The organism is Rhabdochlamydiaceae symbiont of Dictyostelium giganteum, from assembly GCF_964291045.1.
In the GTDB taxonomy this organism is placed as follows: domain Bacteria; phylum Chlamydiota; class Chlamydiia; order Chlamydiales; family Rhabdochlamydiaceae; genus PALSA-1444.
Genome location: NZ_OZ197277.1, coordinates 1,123,842 through 1,144,833 on the forward strand (window position 1 = coordinate 1,123,842; position 20,992 = coordinate 1,144,833).

The following is a 20,992-nucleotide window of genomic DNA, read 5'->3' on the forward strand; positions in this document are numbered from 1 at the left end:
TTATGCTAAATATAATTTACCTACTGAGATAGGATCATCGGGATCCCCTATTTTTGCTCCTAATGGTAAATTAGTAGGAATTCACTGCAGAGGGAAGATTGTAAATAACAATAAAAATCTTCATCTAGATTCTTTTTTTAACGGCTGTATCCCTATATTAGATGTCATAAAGCATCTCCCTAAAGAAGTCAAAAATAAAATAACAGAATATTCTCAACAAAATCCGACTCCCTTTAGAAAAAATTATTATATTTCCTCTCAATTTGATTACTTACAAATCAAAGCCGAAGAAGGAGATTACATTGAAAGAACATCTCATCTTCAAGAACTCGTATCTCTTTTCAATAAAATTTATTGTCGCAAAAATCATCTCAGAAAAATAACTATTATCGGTGGCCCGGGGATGGGAAAAAAATTTTTAGCAACTCGTTTAGCCTTACAGATGGCGTCACAATTTTCTGTCGTCCTATTTCTTCAAAAAGATAATTATGAAGATGTGAAAGAAATCCTCTTAGAAAGAGCTAAAGTTCTACCAGCAACTAGAGGAAATCCAGAATCAGAAAAAGTTGCAATTAGAAGTTATCTTCGCGAAGAAGATCTCCCCTATCTCCTTGTTTTAGATGGAAGAGCTGGCTATGAAACTTATGACAAACTTAAGTTATTTCTTCCTTTTCAAGATTATAATAAATTTATTTTATCAACTTCTCAAACTTTAGATAGACATTTAGAAGACTATAATAATTATTATATTCAACCATTTAACCTAAATGAATCTATACAATATATAAAAAAAATCATCCCATCTCTGAAATCTGAAAATGAAAATCTCAGTCAATTGCTGAAAAAATTAGAGAGGATTCTTTCAAAAACAGAAAAAATAACGCAGCTATTAAAAAAATTAAATGAGATGCATTCGGACGATGAAAGATTAATTGAGCTCCTAGATATATTAAAAAAGAGCCCTGAAAAAAATAAAATCAAACAATTATTAGAAATATTAAATGAAATTTCTCAAGATACCGCATTAAATGGTCAATCTCCTCAGGATGAAAAATTACAACAATTATTGCATGAACTAGAAAGTATCCCCTCTGAAGATCCAGAATTATTTAAATTATTTGGACAATTAGAAGATATTATTACTAAAAACCAACAGCTAAAAAAAACATTAAACAAATTCAATGGAATTCCTTTAGTGATTAAATGCGCAGCAATTACCTTAAAAAATATCTGTGAAAATTCAACTGAAAAATTTCTTAAGCATTTAAAAAGCAATGGAGCTAAGATATTTAATGTTCAAGGTTCAATAATCATTGAAAAGTGGGTAGACTCACTTAATACATTGAAAAATGATGCCCATACCTTTACAGCCTATTCACTCTCTCCTAATATTCACCTTTTAGCAATGGATGTTTTATATTTATGTGCATTTTTAAAAAAGGGTTCTATCGATGATATGCTCGTTATGAATAGTTTTCCTAAAAAATATCCTACTGCCACAGATTTTGATTATCAAAATGCTATTCATATATTAATAAAATATTCTATGATTTCAAGGGTAGAAAATTTATCTAACAAAAATTCTCCTTGTTTTTCAATTCCTCGGTGCGTGAAAGATATCATTGAGTCTCTTATTCCTCCTCAAGAAAAACAAACTTATTTTATCTCAGCAGCTAAAGCTCTAGCACGTTTTCTTAAAAAATCCATGAATTTAGAAACCTCTTCCTCTCCACTAGAAGACTCTGATATTTACCCTTTTCAATTTAATGAACCTACAAATAATCCTCCTCAATTAGAAAAAATTATTAATCATAAAGAATGGGGGAATGCGTTTGATCATATTTCTACAGCTGTAAATACACCAAGAGAAATTCTTGATCTTATTCTCAAAGAAAAAGAAACCCAATCAATAATCCCTCCTACAAATCCAATACGATCTTGGATACAATTCCGCCCAAAGTTCACACCTTTTAAAATTTATTTAACTTCATCTGAAAATTCTAGAATGTAAAATTTTCAATTTTCTTTAACTATTTTTTGTAAGAAAAGAATATTCCTATCTTTACTTGTCATTAAATAGAATAGAAAAAAATTTAAATTTGAGTAGTGATCTTTGGAATATCTAAAGGGAGCAAGTCCTTTACTATCTTCATATTCTCCGTAAACCTGCATGCTTGTAGAGTCTAAACAATAGATTTTTTTATACATCCCAAACCGAAGTATAATGGTATAGAAAATTAAGACCATTTTTTAAGGAATTTTAAGCCTATAATCTCCCTAAAAAAGGAGATAGAAAATGTCCAAAAAAAGTGAGTTTATTCAGCCAAAATTAAGCTTAAAGCCATCGCGGTTGGTAGCTTACAATATTTAAATTAAATTTTAACACATTTTATCATTCTATTGGTGTATTGCATAATGCCCTAAAAATATCCATTAAAAAACCCTTATATTTTTCAAAAAAATATGGACTAATTACACACATAATTTACAGGAAATATAAGTATAAAATTATTAAAAAAATGGAACTAATACCATTTTTTATTTAAAAGTGCAATTTTTAGGTATCATGTAATACACTCTCATTCCGTTAATCCTGACAAGAAAAAAGCACCCCATTGATGAAGATTATTAGGCTTATCTTCTATTGCTTGAATAACTGCTTTCTGTAGTGCTTTCACTTTACTCAGTTTAGGGGTTTTACTCCCTAAATAGTGCTGATAAAATAGTTTTACTATATTAACTGTTGTAGGATCATCGGGTAGAGGCCAATAGCTAGCAATTGTTGATAAAGCACCAGATCCTAGGAAAGACCAAATCGGACCAATACTTCCCTCTTTTTGAACATTCCCTCTTCCTAAGTGACATGCACTCATAAATACAAGATCTGTTTTTAACGATAGAGAATTGATCTCTTTTGAATGAAGATTTCCTAATGGATATCCTTCATCAGGTGCTAACTTAAAGAGTCCATCAAATACAGAATGAGGATCTTCTGGGGGTGTTTTTCCTAATATTCCATGACAAGTAAAGTGAATATAACGAGCCTGAGGGGCATGCTCAATAACACTCTTCACTGTCGCATCTGTCTTTGTTAATATTTTAGCCTCAATTTTCTCAGTAACTATCAGTTTTTTTATAACTTTGTCTACTTTACCGACCTCTCGTTCAGCTTGCTTTAATTCCGCCAGCTTTTCTAGAGGATTAGGAGGAATCGTTGGATTACCCAGTAAAAGTGCTTGGTTAGAAAACGTTTTAGGCAGTTTATCCAAGAGAGAAAGTACTTGAATGGAAGGTGCAATTGAAATTGCATATTCTTGAATCAAATATTTTCCTTTGCTTTGATCATAAAATATTCCAAAAGGAAGATGCGCTAATTGCCTATCTGGAATAAAAGTCAGTGTCTCTTCTGCATGAGGTGAAGGGAGATGACTTTTTAGAGGATTGATTAAAATATCATGCCAAAGAGAGAGGTTTTCTTTAAAAACCTGGTAAGGTTGTTTCTCTCCTCTTTTGGGACGTGCTGAATCTTGCTTATAAGGAAAAATTTCATCAAAATTATCTAATTGCATCAAAGATTCTTGTGAAATCGGTAAGGAAAAAAATTGAGGCATATCTTTTTGAGAAGAAATAATCCATGCTTGAGCTGAGACTCCATGATCCTTATAAGGAGTCGCGGAATAGACAATAAAAGTTGTCTGCAATTTTTTAGCTAACTCTCGCATCTTGTAAAATGAAAGAAAGGGGTCCTGATCTTCTTTATGAGACAGTTTCTTAGAGATTAAGGAAGATAAAACTCTTGATCTTCTCATATCTGAAATTTCTACCGCCTTAATATGGCTATCTTGAGAAAGTAACATTCTTTCCAGATTGGTATAAGGCAATGACCAACGCTCAAAAAGTGTTACCTGCCACTGAGATTCTTTCATATTTTTTTGAAGAGAAGCTGCAATATTAATTCCTTTATAAGAATGTTCCTCAGACTTATCATACTGCTTTAATTTTTCATAATAATAGCCTAAATTACAATAAGCCCTTCCTTCTGCGACTGGATCTTTAAGCTGCTCAGCCATGATTAAAGCTAGGTGCTGATATTTTATTGCTTCAGAATATTCATTTAAATCGCAATAAACTCTCCCTACATTGTTATAACAATCTCTCTCAATTATTTTATCTTTAAGTTCCTGAGCGATACCTAACGCTTTAAGATGGTAATCTTTTGCTTTAGAAAGCTCTTCTAATTCGTGATACGTATTTCCCAAATTACAGTAACTTCTAGCTTCTCCAATACGGTCATGAAATTCCTGTGCAATCTGTAAACTTTTTTCATAAAACTCTACTGCTTCTTTATGCTGACGTAACCCTAAATGCGCGTTACCTAAATTGATATAGGCTTTACCCATTTTGATTTTATTACCTAATTTCTCAAGAATCTCTAAATCTTTCTTATGATATTCAATGGCTGTAGGATAATCACATAAATCCCAGTAGATATTTCCCAGATTACTATAAGCTGTTGCTGTAGCAACTAGATCTCCCAAATTTACAGCAATTTTTAATTCCTTCTGATGACACTCTAAGCTCTTACCATACTCTCCTAAACTACGGTAGACAGCTCCTAAATTGCCATAAGCCTGTCCCTCTTGGAGCTGATTGCCTAGCTGATATGCAATGCTCAAATGTTTTTGATGGCAATCCATTGATTTAAGATAGTCTCCTAATCCGTAATGAGCTCCTCCCAAATTGCAATAAGCTTTTCCTTCACTTAATTGATCTTTCATCGCTAAGGCAATCATTAAATGCTTTTCATGGTAATCTCTTGATTTAAGATATTCCCCTAAACTGCTATAACAATTTCCCAGGCCGCTATAAGCTACCCCTTCTTCAAATTTATCTTTTATAAATAGAGCCATTTGTAAATGCTTTTCATGATACTGAATTGCTTCAAAATCATTCCCTAAATCGTGATAAATGCCACCTATTTTACTATAGACTTTTCCTTCTTCTGTTAACTGCTTAAACTCTTTAGCTATTGTTAAGTGTTTTTCATAAAACGCTAATGCTTGCCGAAGATCCCCTAATCCCTGATAAGCCATTCCTAAGTTGAAATAAGTTTTTCCTTCTGCTAATCGGTCTTTAAACTCCTGTGCAATGTTTAAAGCCTGTTCATGATGATCTATTGCTTGAGAGAACTTCCCTAAGCCACAATAAGCGTTTCCTAAATGACAATAAGCTCTTAATAATCCTACTGGGTCTTTTGCCATTTGCACGATCCGAAGATCGTTCTCATGGCACTCAATTGCTTGATGATTTAAACCTAAATGGTAATACGCCTCTCCTAAGTTGCTATAGATTATGGCTTCTCCTATAGAGTTTTTAGGCTGCTGAGCAATCTTTAAAGCACTTTTATGATATTTAATTGCTTGATGAAACTCTCTTAAAAGGTGATAGGCGTTTCCTAAACGTGAGTAAATGACTCCTTCTTCCTTAAGGTCGTTTAACTCAAGAGCAATCTCTAGCTCTTTTTGATAGCACTTGATCAATTTATGATGCTCATCTAATGAACTATAAGCATTACGGAGCTCAAACAACACTCTTCTAGCATGTTCGTAAGAACTCCCATCCGTTAGAAATTGCGATTCCAAAGATTGGATTTGCGGAGATATATCTGAAAAGTTGCTGGTTTCCTTATGAAGTGTCTGATCTAAGAGAAGAATGATTTCATCCCTTTGCCCTTGATTCAATATCACCTGGGCATGATTTAAGAGAAAAATACTCCGTTCTACATAATAATAAAACCCTTTTTCATACCGATTTTGATCTTGTATCAGCTGGTTCAGTAAAGATCTGATAACTTTCCATATCACCTCATATCCTTCTTGCTGCTTTACAGAGGAGAGTTGATTATAAAGAGCCTCTTGAAATTGCGGATGCATTTGATAACAAGGAAAATTTTGGATAAAAGAAGGAGTGGATTGGAGTTGAGATACTTCGGTTAATTTTTTCAAGATTGAGCTAAAATCAATAGAAGACTCTTCTGGATATAAATTTTGCAATACCCTCCTTAATAATTCTTCAGAAATAGGCCAATTTCCAAGTAAAGAGATATATTCCATAAAATGCGTAATCTCTAAAGGACAACTGTCATTTAGACGAATCGCCAATCTAGCCGGTTGATCAGGACACTTACTTTCTGGAATGTGAATATCATTTTCTTGTAATACACAAGCCTCTTCTTTTGAAATGAGTTTAAAGATATTTCCTTGCTTGAGTAGATACGGCTTTACTTGAATCTCTTGATCTAATTGGCTAAGAGATCCTTCATAACTCCTTCCTTTTAAACGCTCCTGATCTAATGCTGATTGAACCTTTGCGACAGTTTCTGTTGTATGATTTGGGAAAAAATAAAGCCGGTTCTTTGGACTTAAAGAACTTGAAAAATTAAGGTGAATTTTCGTTAACCCTGAATTTGTGAGTAATTTTGTAGAAATTCCCATAAGCAGCTCCTTCTTATTAAGAAAAAATAGAATATGTTATAAAACATGCTATTTAATCAATCTATTTTTGACTTCTAAGGCCAGGATCGCTACAAAACATCTTAAATTAAAAATATATATAGTTGTATAGGCTCTCTTAATGATCGGTTGGATGCACTATATTGTTTATTTTTCTTGATATAGAACTGACGTGTTAAAAACCTCTTACCAGATAAAGTACATAAAACGAAGAAGAGATATTATCCACTTCATTTCTTTACCTTGCCAATGTGCGAATACAACACACTTCATTGTTATATAAATTTATTTTTTATATTTCATCAACTGATTCACTCAGCAAGTCCTGATAAGAAAAAAGCTCCCCATTGACGAGGTTTATTGCGCTCTGTTTTCATCGCCATAAGCACTGCCTGTTGTAGGGCTTTTGCTTTACCAAGCTTAGGAGTCTCAATGCCTAAATAGTGCCTATAAAATGTATCAACCATCTTAACTGTCATGTCTCCTTCAGGTAGCGGCCAATAACTGGCGATTGTAGATCTAGCTCCAGCTCCTAGAAAAGACCATATTGGACCAATACTCCCCTCTTTTTGTAAATTACCCCTTCCCAAATGGCAAGCACTTATAAAAACAAGGTCTGAGCTTAGCTCAAGTGAATTCACCTCTTTTGCATGAAGATATCCTGAGGGATGCTTAGCATCAGGGGCTAATTTAAAGAGCCCTTCAAAAATGGAATAAGGATCATCTAGCGGCTTTTCTCCAGCTATCCCATGACAAGCAAAATGAATATAACGAGCCTGAGGAGCATGTTTAAAGATATTCTCTATTGTCGCCTCTTTCTGAGTGAATGCATTATAGTTAGAGACAGGCATTAAAGGTGCTATGACCTCACGGATTTCTGGCTCAGAATATTTTAGCTGATTCTCTTTTTCATGAGGAGTTGTAGGATTTCCTATTAAAAGAGCTTGATTAGAAAATGCCTTAGGAAGCTGGTCTAAAAGGGAGAGCACTTGAATAGATGGTGCTATTGAAATCGGATATTTTTCAATCAGATATTGATCCCTCTCCCTATGATAAAAAGCTCCAAAGGGAAGATGTGCCAAAAAGCCATCAGGAATAAAAGTGAGCGTTTCTCCACAATCTGGTAAAGGGAGGTAAGGCTGTAGAGGTTTGATTAAAATGTCATACCAAGACATGAGCTTTTCTTCAAAGAGCATACCTGACTGCTTTTGATTTTTTGTAGGCCGTTTAATTTCCATTTTATAGGGAAAATTTTCAAAGATTTTGTCAGGAAGCTCAAATTCTTCTCCTGAAAAAGCAAGCCGATTTTGAGTAGAGAGCTCTTCTTTAGAAGAAATCAACCAAGCTTGAATATATTTTTGCTCTTCTTGTAGTGGTGCTAGAGAGTATATAATAAATGTTGTATGAAGTTTCTTAGCTAGTAGCTTCATTTGTTGAAAGGATAGAGCGACAGGAAAAGAGGCTTTCTTTTCCTTTAAAGGCAGAAGCCTCTTGAATATTAAAGAACCAAGCACACGGGCCCGTCTAGCATCTGAGATCCCTAAAGCCTTCAAGGGATTAATCTGAGATGTTAAAACTCTTTCTAGCCACAAATAAGCCTTTGATGATTCTTCAAATATTGTTATTTGCCATTGAATCTCTTTGATCTTTTGCTGAAAAATAGAAGCAATCTCAATACTGCGATATAAACAATTTTCTGCTTCAGTATACATCTCTAAAAAGCGGTAAGTTTGTCCTAAGTTTCCATAAGCTTTGCTTTCCATTTCGCTATTCTTAAGTAGCCTGGCAATATGAAGACATTTTGTATGATACTTAAGGGCTAAGTCAATCTTTCCTGTAGAAAGGTAGACACAACCTAAGTGCCCATAAGCTAATCCTTTCCACTCTTCATTATTCAGCTCTTCAGCTATTTCTAAGTGTTTTTGATGATATATTTCTGCTTTCTCATAATCTTGGATAGAGATATAGACATTACCAAGTCCGCTATAGGCAAATCCTTCTCCTTCTCGATCTTGATGCTCTTGAGCAATCCTTAACCCGTGACGATAATTTTCTAATGCCTCTGAAAAATTTCCTGAAGAGAAGTTAGAGGCTCCAAGATTGCAATAATCTTGGTTCCTTGGGAAAGAATTTTTGATATTTTGAGTGACTCTAAAACTTTTTTCATGATAAAACTTACCTCTAGGATAATCCCCTAAAGATCTATAAACATTACCAAGGTTAGTATAAGCAGTTGCTTGTCCTTTATGCTCATTCAATTCTAGGGCTCTACTCAAATCCTTTTCATGATACTCAATGGCTTTTTCATAATTTTTTAACAACTCATAGCAATTCCCTAAACAATTTAAAACTTTTGAGGTATGAGGAGAGTAATTTTTAGTTGCTGTTAATTGAGATTCCCGAGTTTTGCTCAGCTGTATAAAGGCTTTTTCATAATTTTTTTCTTCATAAAAATGGAGCCCTAACTCTAGATGAAGTTCATTTTCAGTCATATCATCTAATGTTAATTCCATAGGCTCCCGGCTCAATAAAGCGTGAGCATGCTCTAAATAGCAATGAAGTTCTTGTTTTGAAAGGCTTTGATCCTGTTTAGGTTTTCTTACTTCTGAAAACACGAGATCCGACGCTATCATGCATAGATGTATCTTCACCTGAAAACAAAGCTCTCTATATAAAGCTTCTTGTAGTAGAGAATCTATCTGATAGAACTTAGAATCAGAAGAAGGGCATTCTTTTAGCAGTGAATATTGAATTAGGTTCTTTAGAGCATAGGTAAAATCCAAGATATTCCGGTTAGGAAATATGTATCGAAACCCCTCTTGTAGTAATTTTTCAGAAATAGGCTCTTGCCCTAGGACTGAAATCCAAGATAATAGAGGTCTACTTACTTTACAAGAATACCTCTTCTCAATCTTCGTGATTGAGTTCTTGCATCTCATCAAAATTTTTATGCTGTCATCTCGTGAATTAGTCTCTATTTTTTGTGATTCATCTTGATCAATTAGTATTGAATGAGAAGCTTGTTTTTTTAGTATATGAAAAAATTCTTTTGATATTAACTTAAGGTGGTTTCCTTTTTTTAAAAGATACGGTTTAACATAAATTTCTTGATGAAATGCGTTGATATTCCCCTGATAATGCCTTCCCTTAGAAAGCTCTTGTTCTAATGCTAACCAAGCTTCTCTAATGCCCTGTGGAGATTGATCTATTAATAAATACAGCCTCATCTTAAGCTCTTGTGAGCTAGAAGAAAGCTTACAAAACTTAATAAATCCAGCTGTTGTTAGGATTTTTGTAGAAATTTCCACTCATAACCTTCTGTTATTTCAATAAAATAACACTTGGAATAAAAAAATCCATATTATTAATTATTGAATAGATTGTTTTTTATGCAATAAGTTAGCCTAACTTCAGAGCATATGCTAAATAACACCGTCACTCAATTCACTCAGTCAGCCCTGATAAGAAAAAAGCCCCCCATTGACGGGGTTTCTTACGCTCTATTTTCATCGCCATCAGCACTGCTTGCTGCAATGCGTGGGCTTTCCCAAGTTTTGGAGTTTTAATCCCTAAGTAGTGCCTATAGAATGTATCAACCATCTTAACTGTCATCTCTCCTTCAGGAAGTGGCCAATAACTGGCAATTGTAGACCTAGCTCCTGCTCCAAGAAATGACCATATTGGACCAATACTCCCCTCTTTTTGAAGATTGCCTCTTCCTAAATGACAGGCACTCATAAAAATAAGATCAGCCTTTAGCTCAAGTGAATTCACCTCTTTAGCATGAAGCTCTCCTAAGGGATGCTTTTCATCGGGGGCTAGCTTAAAAAAACCTTCAAAAACAGAATAAGGATCATCTAGCGGCTTTTGGTCTGCTATTCCATGACAAGCAAAGTGAATACATCTGGCATGAGAAGCGTATTTAAAGACATTCTTCACTGTTGCTTCTTCCTGAGTGAGTACGTTATCATCAGGAGTATGCATTAAAGGTGCTACAACCTCACGAACCTCTAGCTCAGAATGTGTTAAATTATTCTGTCTTTTTACGGGAGTTTTAGGATTACCGATTAAAAGAGCTTGATTAGAAAATACCTTAGGAAACTGATTTAAAAGAGAGAGTACTTGAATAGACGGCGCTATGGAAATCGGATACTTTTCAATCAAATATTTATCTTGCTTTGTATTGTAAAACGCTCCAAATGGAAGATGAGCTAAAAATCCATCGGGAATGAATGTGAGAACTTCTCCAGAATTTGGTAAAGGAAAATAAGATTCTAAGGGAGTAATTAAGAGGTCATACCAAGAAACGAGCTTTTCATCAAAGAGTTGACTGGAGGTTTTTTCGCCCAAAGTATTACTGATGTTATTTCTATTGCTTAAAGGACGTTTGATTTCAGTTTTATATGGAAAATTTTTAAAAACTTGATCTGACTCTAAAAAACACCGGCTCGGAATAGGCAAAGAAATTGATTGAACAGGCTTTCCATCAGAAGAAATGACCCAAGCATGAATAGTCATATTTGTGCTCTTAAAAGGTACAAGGGAATAAATAATAAAATACGTATGAAGCTGTTTAGCTAACTCTTCCATTTGTTGAAGTGAAAAAGATGAACCTTGATTTTCTTTTAAGAGGAGTTTTTGAGAAAGAAGAGAAGAAAGAACTCGGGATCTTCTCTTATCAGACACCTCTAACGCATCATCATTTCTGTTCTGTAATAATAATATTTTTTCAAATGTTTCAAAACAATGTGACCATCGCTCAAATAAAGTTATTTGCCATTGGGTCTCTTTTGTGTTTCTCTGAAGAACCTCTAAAACCTTAATACCTTGATGAAAGCTTTCTTCTGCTTTATCACGCTCTCCTAAGCGATTATATACTTTTCCTAAACTCGGATACGTTACTAACTCATCTTGTATTGAGCTATCCTGCTCCTTAGCAATTTTGAAAGCTTTTTTATAGTATTCGAGTGCTTTATAGTCCTCTCCTAAACAATAGTAAGCATTTCCTAAATTACCGTAAGCGCATCCCTCACTTAATTGATCTTTAAGATCTAGAGCAATCTTTAAATGCTTCTCATGGAACTCGATTGCCTTATGGTACTCGCCTAACTCACAATACGCACAGCCTAAATTACTGTAAGTTTCCTTTTTTTTCACTTGGTTCTTAAATTCTAGAGCGATCTTTAATGCCCTCTCATAGTATTCAATTGCCTTAAAGCAATCTTTTAAACTAAGATAAGAATCTCCTAAATGATTATAACTTTCCGCCGTTCTTACTTGATCTTTAAGTTCTAGTGAAATCTTTAAATCCTTTTCATAGCATTCAATAGCTCTGTAAGACTCTCCTAAACTCTCATAAGTTATTCCTAAATTGCAATAAGTTGCTCTTTCCAGCCGTTGATCTTTAAGTTCCAGGGAAATCTTTAATATTTTCTTATAGTACTCAATCGCCTCATTGTACTTACCTAAACTCTCATACGAAGCTCCCAAATTGCAATAAGCACGCCCTTCTTCTTTTTGATTCTTAAGAAGTAAAGAAATTTCCAATTCTTTCTTATAATACTCAATTGCCTGGTGATATTTACCTAGTCCATAGTGTACATTTCCTAAATTACCATAAACCGCTCCTTCTTTTTCTTGATCTTTAAGCTCTATAGCTATCTTTAAAGATTTTTCATGACAATCAATCGACTTAAGATACTTCCTTAATTCAAAATATGCATCTCCTAGTTTACTGTAAGCATTCTCTTCTCTTTCTTGGTCTTTAAGCTCTATAGCTATCTTTAAAACCTTTTTATAACACTCAATTCCCTTTCGAGTATCTCTTAAAGCATAATATGCATTTCCTAAATTGTAATAAGAGCGCTCCTCTTTTTTTCGATCTTCAAGTTGTACAGCAATTTCTAAGCTCTTCTCATGGCATTCGATTGCCTTACTGTAATCACCTAAATTCTGATGCCCTATTCCTAAATTGTAATAAGCCTCTTCTTCTTTTTTTTGATCTTCAAGTTGTACAGCAATTTCTAAGCCCTTCTCATGGCATTCGATTGCCTTACTGTAATCACCTAAATTCTGATACCCTATTCCTAAATTGTAATAAGCTTCTTCTTTTTTTTGATCTTCAAGTTGTACAGCAATTTCTAAGCTCTTCTCATGGTATTCGGTTGCCTTACTGTATTTTTTTAAAATAAAATATATATATCCTAATTTGCGATAGGCTTCTTCTTCTCTCACTTTATCTTTAAGATCTAAAGTAATTTTCAATGCTTTTTCATAGTATTCGATTGCCTTAGTGTAATTACTTGAATTATAGTAAGTGGCTCCCAAATCACTATAGGTAAGGCCTTCTTCTTCCTTATTTTCAAGCTCTAGAGCAATCTGTAACGCCTTTTCATAGTATTCGATTGCCTTACTATACTCCCTTAAAATAGAATATACGCTTCCTAAATTTTCATAGGCCTTTCCTTCTCCTGATTTGTCCTCAAGCTCCAAAGCAATTTCTAATTTCTTTTCATAACATTCGATTGCCTTACTGTAATCACCTAATTCATAATACGTATCTCCCAAATCGCTATATGCAATGAATACCTCTTCTTTATTTTCAAGCTCTAGAGCAATCTGTAACGCCTTCTCATAGTATTCGATTGCCTTACTATACTCACTACAATTAGAGTGTATGGATCCTAAATAGCTGTAAGCATCCTTTGCCCCCTCTTGGTCTTCAAGCTCTAAAGCGATTTCTAATCCTTTTTCAGAGTATTCAATTGCCTTGCTGTGTTCCCTTAAAGCAGAATACATCAATCCCAACCACCTATAAATATCCTTTTCTTCTTCTTGATCTTCAAGTTCCAAAGCAATGTCTAATCTTTTCTCAGAGTATTTGATTACCTTACTGTATTCCTCTAAATTAAAATAAGCATTTTCTAAATTTCTATAGGCCTTTTCTTCTCTTAATTGGTCTTTAAGCTCTAAAGCAATTTTTAAAGCTTTCTCACCGCATTCACTTGCCTTACTGTACTCCTTTAAATCACAATAAGCATTTCCTAAATCTAGATAAATATCCCCTTCTCTTAGTTGGTCTTTAAGCTCCAAAGCAATTTTTAAAGCCCTCTTACCGTATGCGATTGCCTTACTGTATTCACTTAAATCATAATATATATTTCTTAAATTTCTATAGGCCTTTCCTTCTCTTAATTGGTCTTTAAGCTTCAAAGCAATTTTTAAAGATTTTTTATAATATTCGATTGCCTTACCATACTCATCTAAATCACAATATGCATCTCCTAAATTGAAATAGATATCCCCTTCTCTTAGTTGGTCTTTAAGCTCCAAAGCAATTTTTAAAGATTTTTTATAGTATTCGATTGCCTTACTATACTCATCTAAATCACAATATGCATCTCCTAAATTGAAGTAGATATCCCCTTCTCTTAGTTGATCTTTAAGCTTCAAAGCAATTTTTAAAGCCTTCTCATTATATTTAATTGCCTTACTGTATTCTTCTAAATTACAATATGCGTTTCCTAAATTGAAGTAGATGTCCCCCGCTCTTAGTTGGTCTTTAAGTTCCAAAGCAATTTCTAATTCCTTCTCATAGTATTCGATTGCCTTACTGTATTCACTTAAATCGTAATATACATTTCCTAAATTTCTATAGGCCTTTCCTTCTCTTAATTGGTCTTTAAGTTCCAAAGCAATTTTTAAAGCTCTCTCACTGTATTCGATTGCCTTACTACACTCTTTTAAATCACAATAAGCATTTCCTAAATCTAGATAAGCATCCCCCTCTCTTAGTTGGTCTTTAAGCTCCAAAGCAATTTTCAATTCTTTTTTGAAAAATTGTATCATATTATAAGACTCTTCTACAAAATTGATAGATCGATCTGGATTCCTTGCTACTTGGTTATCTTGAATATTGCAATCTTTGTCCTTATTCGATATTTCTTGTAATGAATCTTGTTTATTTTGCAGTTGAAAAACATATTCTTTTGAAATTAACTTAAAGATATTTCCTTTTTCTAAAAGATAGGGATGGGCTTGAATCTCTTGATCTAAATGGAGAATATTTCCTTCATATTTTCTTCCTTTCTTCAGCTTATGCTGTAACACTTCTTGAACCTTCATAATAGTCTGTGGAGTTAGATTCAGAAGAGAGTAAACCTTAATTTTTTGATTGAAGAGATTAAAATAAGGTAAAGAAATCTTAGCTAGTCCTGCTTCCTTGAAATTTTTTGTAGAAATTCCCATCTTTAACTCCTCATGCTTTCAATAAATCATTGAACACTAAGCATAAATCTATATTTAGTCAATATTTTTTAATCCTGAAATGAGTATATGACATAGCCGAGAATAAAAATTCTTCTAACAGTTAAAATAGCTTTGTAAATTAAAAAATAACTGTATTTTCATTTTTTTATGGATAGGATCCATTTTTTGCTATAGGAAAAATTAATATGAATAATCGCTCCTTTTTTGAAAGAGCAGGGATGCTCTTTATCGCATTTCTTGATCAAGTTATAACATTTTTTACTATCTGCTATACCATCTATTAACACTCTATCTTATTGCAGCTAAAAGACATACATCTTGAATAACAACCTCGCATCACCTCATCAATCCTGATAGAAAAAAGGCTCCCCATTGACGGGGTTTATTTCGCTCTGTTTGCATTGCCATCAACACTGCTTGCTGCAATGCCTGGGCTTTACCAAGTTTTGGAGTTTTAATCCCTAAATAGTGCCTATAGAATGTATCAACCATCTTAACTGTCATCTCTCCTTCAGGGAGTGGCCAGTAACTGGCAATTGTTGATCTAGCTCCAGCTCCAACAAATGACCATATTGGACCAATGCTTCCCTCTTTTTGAAGATTGCCTCTTCCTAAATGGCAGGCACTCATAAAAACAAGATCGGCTTTGAGCTCAAGTGAATTCACTTCTTTAGCATGAAGCTCTCCTAAGGGATGCTTTTCATCAGGGGCTAGCTTAAAAAACCCTTCAAAAACAGAGTGAGGATCGTCTGGTGGTTTTTGCTGAGCCATTCCGTGGGCTGCAATATGAATCCATTTAGAATGAGGAGCATATTTAAAGATATTCTCTATAGTTGCCTCTTTTTGAGTGAGGACATGTTTATCAAAGTGATTCATCAATGGGGCAAGGGTAGTACGTATTTCCATCTCAGAATATGTTAACTTATTATCTGCTGCTATTGGCGTTGCGGGATTTCCCATTAAAAGAGCTTGCTCTGAAAATGCGTTCGGAAATTGATCTAGAAGAGAGAGCACTTGAATAGAAGGAGCCACTGTAACCGGATATTTTTCGATAAGATATTTATCTTCTGCTCCATGATAAAATGCTCCAAAAGGAAGATGGGCTAAAAAGCCATCGGGAATAAAGGTTAGTGTCTCTAAAGAATCTTTAGAGGGAAGATAAGTCTCTAGAGGAGCTATGAAAATGTCATACCAAGAAGAGAGCTTTTCATCAAAGAGCTGACTGGGTTGCTTTTCTCCTCTTTTAGGACGTTTAATTTCCGCTTGATAGGGAAACGTTTTAAAAATTTGATCTACCTGTGAAAAAGTATCTTCTGCAATAGGTAGGATAACCGATTGAAGGGGTTTATCCTTAGACGAAAGGACCCAAGCGCGAATAGATAAATCCTCTGCATTAAAGAAGGCAAGAGAATAAACAATGAAAACCGTATGGAGTTTTTTAGCTAGCTCCTGCATCTTTTGAAATGAAAGCACTGAATCTAGATTTTGCTTTAAGAAGAGTTTTTGAGAAAGAAGAGAAGAGAGAGCTCTAGAGCGTCTCCTATCAGAAATCTCTAATGCTTCTTCATTTCTGCTTTGACATAATAACATTCTTTCAAGTGCTATATAAGAGAGGGACCACTGCTCAAAAAATGTCACCTGCCACTGCGACTCTTTTAAATTTTGCTGAAGATGGGCTACAACGTTAATATTTTTATGAAAATATTCTTCTGCTTTACTATCCTCACCTAAATGACGATGTATACTTCCTAAATTACCGTAAGCTCTCGCTTTTTCAACCTCATTATTCAGTTCTAAAGCGATACTTAAGTGCTCCTCATAGCACTTTATCGCATGATAAAACTTCCCTAAAGAATAATAAGCATTTCCTAGATTGCAATAAGAGTTTCCCTCTCCTAAACGCTGTTTAAATTTTAGTGTAATCTGTAAGGCTTTTCTATGATAATCAATAGCTTTTTGGTATTTACCTAAAGAGTCATAAACATTTCCTAAAGCGCAGTACACTTGCCCTTGTGTGACTTCACTGTTAAGTGCTAAAGCAATAGCCAAGTGCTTTTCATGATACTCAAGTGCTTTTGTAAACTCACCTAAATCATCATAGACAATTCCCAAGCTACCATAAACCTTTCCTTCTCCTTCTTGGTCTTTAAGATGAAGAGCTATAATTAAATGCTTCTCATAGTGCTCAATTGCTTTATGCATCTCTCCTAAAGTGTAGTAGGTATTGCCTAAATTATGATAAGCGTCTCCTATTCCTTGTTGAGTTTGAACCTCTAAAGCAATTTTTAAATATTTATTTTGTAATTCTATTGACTTAAGATATTTTCCTAAAGAGTGATAACTATTTCCTAAATCACGGTAAGCACTTCCCTCCCCTACTCGGTCTTCTAGCTTTAAAGCAATTGTCAAACTTTTTTCGTGATACTCTATCGCTTGTTGAATATCATCTAATTTAAAACAGATGCTTCCTAATTTGCCATAAGCCATCCCCTCTCCTCTTAGGTCTTTAAGTTCGTTAGCAAGACTTAAATGTTTTTTATGAAAAAATATTGCTTGAGGATACTTTTCTAAAGAGCTGTAAACAGTTCCTAGGTCACTAGAAGCTCTTGCTTCTCCCATATAATCTTGAAGAGATTGGGCAATCTCCAAATATTTTTTATAACATTCTTCTGCTTGATTAAATTCTCTTAACTCGTAATAAGCATCTCCTAGATTGCTATAAGCCTTTCCCTCTCCTGTAGAGTCCCTAAGATGCTCAGCTAAATTTAAATATTTTTTGTATTGATCAATTGCTTGATAGAGCTCTCCTAAAGACTTATAAGCATTTCCTAGGTTACAATAAGCTGCTCCCTCTCCTATCTGATCTTTAAACGTTTTAGCAATTTTTAAATGTTGGTTATGGCAATTGATCGCTTCATGAGGATTTTTTACAGATAAGTAAGCATTTCCCAACTCGCTATAAATGATCCCTTCTTCTCTTATGTCTTGATTTTCCTGAGCTATTTTTAAACGATATTGATGATGCTGGACTGCTTGATAGTGCTTATCTAAAATATCTTGAGTATAGTGTTCTTTATTGCTTGGCACATTCATATAGGCAACATTGTAGCCTTTTTTTGTATTTGCTATTTTTTGTAATTCAAAAGCCTCTTTCTCTGATATTAAGTTATAAACATTATCAACTTTTTTAAGATAAGAATTTATTTTAATTTCTTGAAATAACTTATCAATCATTCCATTGTATTTTTTTTCTTTAGTTTCTAATTCAAATATTAATTGAACTCTGGCTACACCTTCTGGCGTTTGATCAGAAAAAAAATAAAGCCGTGTTTTATGGCCTGGTGAATAAGAAGCATCCAGAGGAATTTTCGTGAGTCCCGCCTGAGTTAAAACCTGAGTAGATACATCCATCTCTAACCTCATAAAAATTTAATTAAAAAATAATCGATTACACTTCTTTTCAAAAAGCTGGGAAAGAAGGGCTTAACCACTATTTTAAGTTCCAAGAACAGTATATATTTTGTACGATAGCAACGCATCAGTCAGGCCAAACCCTCTATACATTCCTAGATGATAAACTTAAGTTAGTAGAAGAAGAATCATACTTAAATCGTATTGAAACTTTTAAAGAAGAAGAGCTTTTAATACAAGATTTTTATCAAAAATCTTGTATCTTTGGAACCTTTACTCTTTTACAAATATCCCGGTTAAAACCCCTTTTGAAATTTATAAATCTCGAATGGATATAGAAACCGCCTTTGATGCGTTTAAAAATACACTTCAAGCTAACCCGTACCTATATGTAAAATCATCACGCTATGGAAGGGTGGATTCATTAATGATCTTGTCCTCCTGGCTTAATGGCATATGTTAAAACTTCTTTCTGGAAAAGGACTTTTATCAGAATTTTCGCTCCATGATTTACTGATCTGTTTATCTCACATTAAAAAAATCAAAATCAAGGGAGAGTGGAATTTGGCTCAAGTGACAGACAAAACAACGAAGTCATTTATTAAGCTTGGGTATGATATTACGGAATGATGCTTGATAAAATCTAAAGTCATGGTTACTAAATGGATTCATTCTATCAGTCCTGATAAGAAAAAAGCTCCCCATTGACGCGGTTTATCCCGCTCTGTTTCCATTGCCATAAGAACGGCTTGCTGTAGCGCCTTGGCTTTATTAAGCTTTTGAGTATCTTTTCCTAAATAATGCTTATAAAATGTATCTACCATCTTAACTGTCATGCCTCCTTCAGGTAGTGGCCAGTAACTAGCAATTGTTGATCTAGCTCCAGCTCCGAGAAATGACCAAATTGGACCAATGCTACCCTCTTTTTGAAGATTTCCTCTTCCTAAATGGCAGGCGCTCATGAAGACCAGATCAGCCTTGATTGCGAGTTTATTCACCTCTTTTGCATGAAGCTCTCCTAAAGGATGCGTTTCATCAGGGGCTAACTTAAAAAACCCTTCAAAAACAGAGTGAGGGTCATCTGGCGGTTTTTGCTGAGCCATTCCGTGGGCTGCAATATGAATCCATCTAGAATGAGGGGCATATTTAAAAATATTCTCTATATTTGCATCTTTTTGAGTGAGTATATGTTGATCAAAGTTATCCATCAGCGGAGCAATAGTATCACGAACTTCTATCTCAGAGTATTTTAGCTTGTTATCTACTGCTTTTGGCGTTGTGGGATTTCCCATTAATAGCACTTGTTGAGAAGATACTTTTGGAAGTTGATCTAGAAGAGAGAGCACCTGAATAGAAGGAGCTACTGTAACCGGATATTTTTCAATAAGATACTTTTTTTCTTGTGTATCATAAAATGCTCCAAATGGAAGGTGAGCTAAAAATCCATCAGGAATAAAGGTAAGTGTCTCTGTAGAATCTTTAGAATGAAGGTAAGACTCTAAAGGTTTAATTAAAATGTCATACCAAGACGTGAGCTTATCATCAAAGATTTGACTGGGATGTTTTTCCCCTCTTTTAGGCCGTTTTTCTTCAATTTTATAAGGAAACATTTTGAAAATTTGATCTAACTGAGTAAAAATATTATCTGGAATAGAAAGTGTAATAGTTTGAGGAGAGTCCCCTTTAGCAGAAACTATCCAACTCTTAATAGACTTACTATCATTTAGAGAAGAAAGAGAGTAGACAATAAAAACCGTCTCAAGCTTACCTGCTAACTCCTGTACATCTTTAAATAGAAGAGCATCAAATTTTTTTATTTGACTCTCATTGAATAAATTTTTTTTATACAAAAGTTGAGAGAGGGCTCTAGAGCGCCTCTTATCGGAAATCTCTAACGCTTCTCTATTTTTACTTTGTAACAAAAATGTCTTTTCTAAGCCTATATAAGACCTTGACCAATGCTCAAATAGTGTCACTTGCCACTTAGCTTTTTTTGCATCCTGTTGTAGGGAGGCGGCGATTTCAATGCCTTTAAGAAAACACTTTTCTGCTTGGGAATATTTACCTAAATCATGATACACACTTCCCAAATTGCCATAAGTAATCCCTTCTCCCACTCGGTCCCCAAGATTTAAAGCAATCTTTAATTTTCCTTCATAATGCTCAATGGCTTTATATGGCTTCTTTAAAATATGATAGATATTACCTAAATTGCAATAAGCCCTCCCCTCAGCCGCTTTATTTTCACATTCTAGAGCGATTCTTAAATCATTTTGATGATATTTTATTGCTTCAGAATACTCCCTTAATCTGTGATAAGCATTTCCTAGATTACAAGAGGCCCTACCCTCTCCTAATTGATCCTTAAGTTCTAAGGTAATCGCTAAATGCATCTTATGATAATCAATTGCTTTATCGTAGTTTCCTAACCTATGGTAAGCATTTCCCAAATTACCATAAACGTTACCTAATCCTTCTCGATCCCTATGTCTTTGATCAATCTCTAAACTCTTCTCGTAATACTCAATCGCTTTATTAGATTCTCCTAACTCATCATAAGCAATTCCCAAACTATTATAAGCCTTTCCTTTTCCTACTTCATCTCTAAGCTCTATAGCATTTATTAAATATTTTTTATTGCATTCAATTGCCTTATGAAACTCTCCTAAATAGCGATAGGCTGTTCCTAATTTGGCATAAGCTATACTTTCCTGTATCTGATCACCAAGCTCTTGACTAATGATTAGGTGCTTTTTATTGCACTCAATTGTGAAGTGGTACGGGTTGTCAAGACCAAAAAT

2 protein-coding genes are annotated in these 20,992 nt (G+C 34.2%); one reads left to right on the forward strand and one right to left on the reverse strand.

The features are described 5' to 3' along the window. Nucleotides 1-18,647: 18,647 nt before the first annotated feature. Entirely contained in the window at nt 18,648-18,821 is a 174-nt protein-coding gene (locus tag ACI7T6_RS03890) for a hypothetical protein (RefSeq protein WP_404665092.1), read from the forward strand. Nucleotides 18,822-18,859: 38 nt separating this feature from the next. Here the strand turns inward: ACI7T6_RS03890 and ACI7T6_RS03895 are convergent, their stop codons facing one another. After that, nucleotides 18,860-20,992, reverse strand: coding sequence for a CHAT domain-containing protein (locus tag ACI7T6_RS03895; protein ID WP_404666128.1), 2,133 nt, complete (start codon nt 20,990-20,992; stop codon nt 18,860-18,862).

Coding starts and splice junctions, on each gene's coding strand:
- ACI7T6_RS03890 (WP_404665092.1), top strand. CDS start 18,648: ATGTTAAAACTTCTTTCTGGAAAAGGACTTTTATCAGAATTTTCGCTC.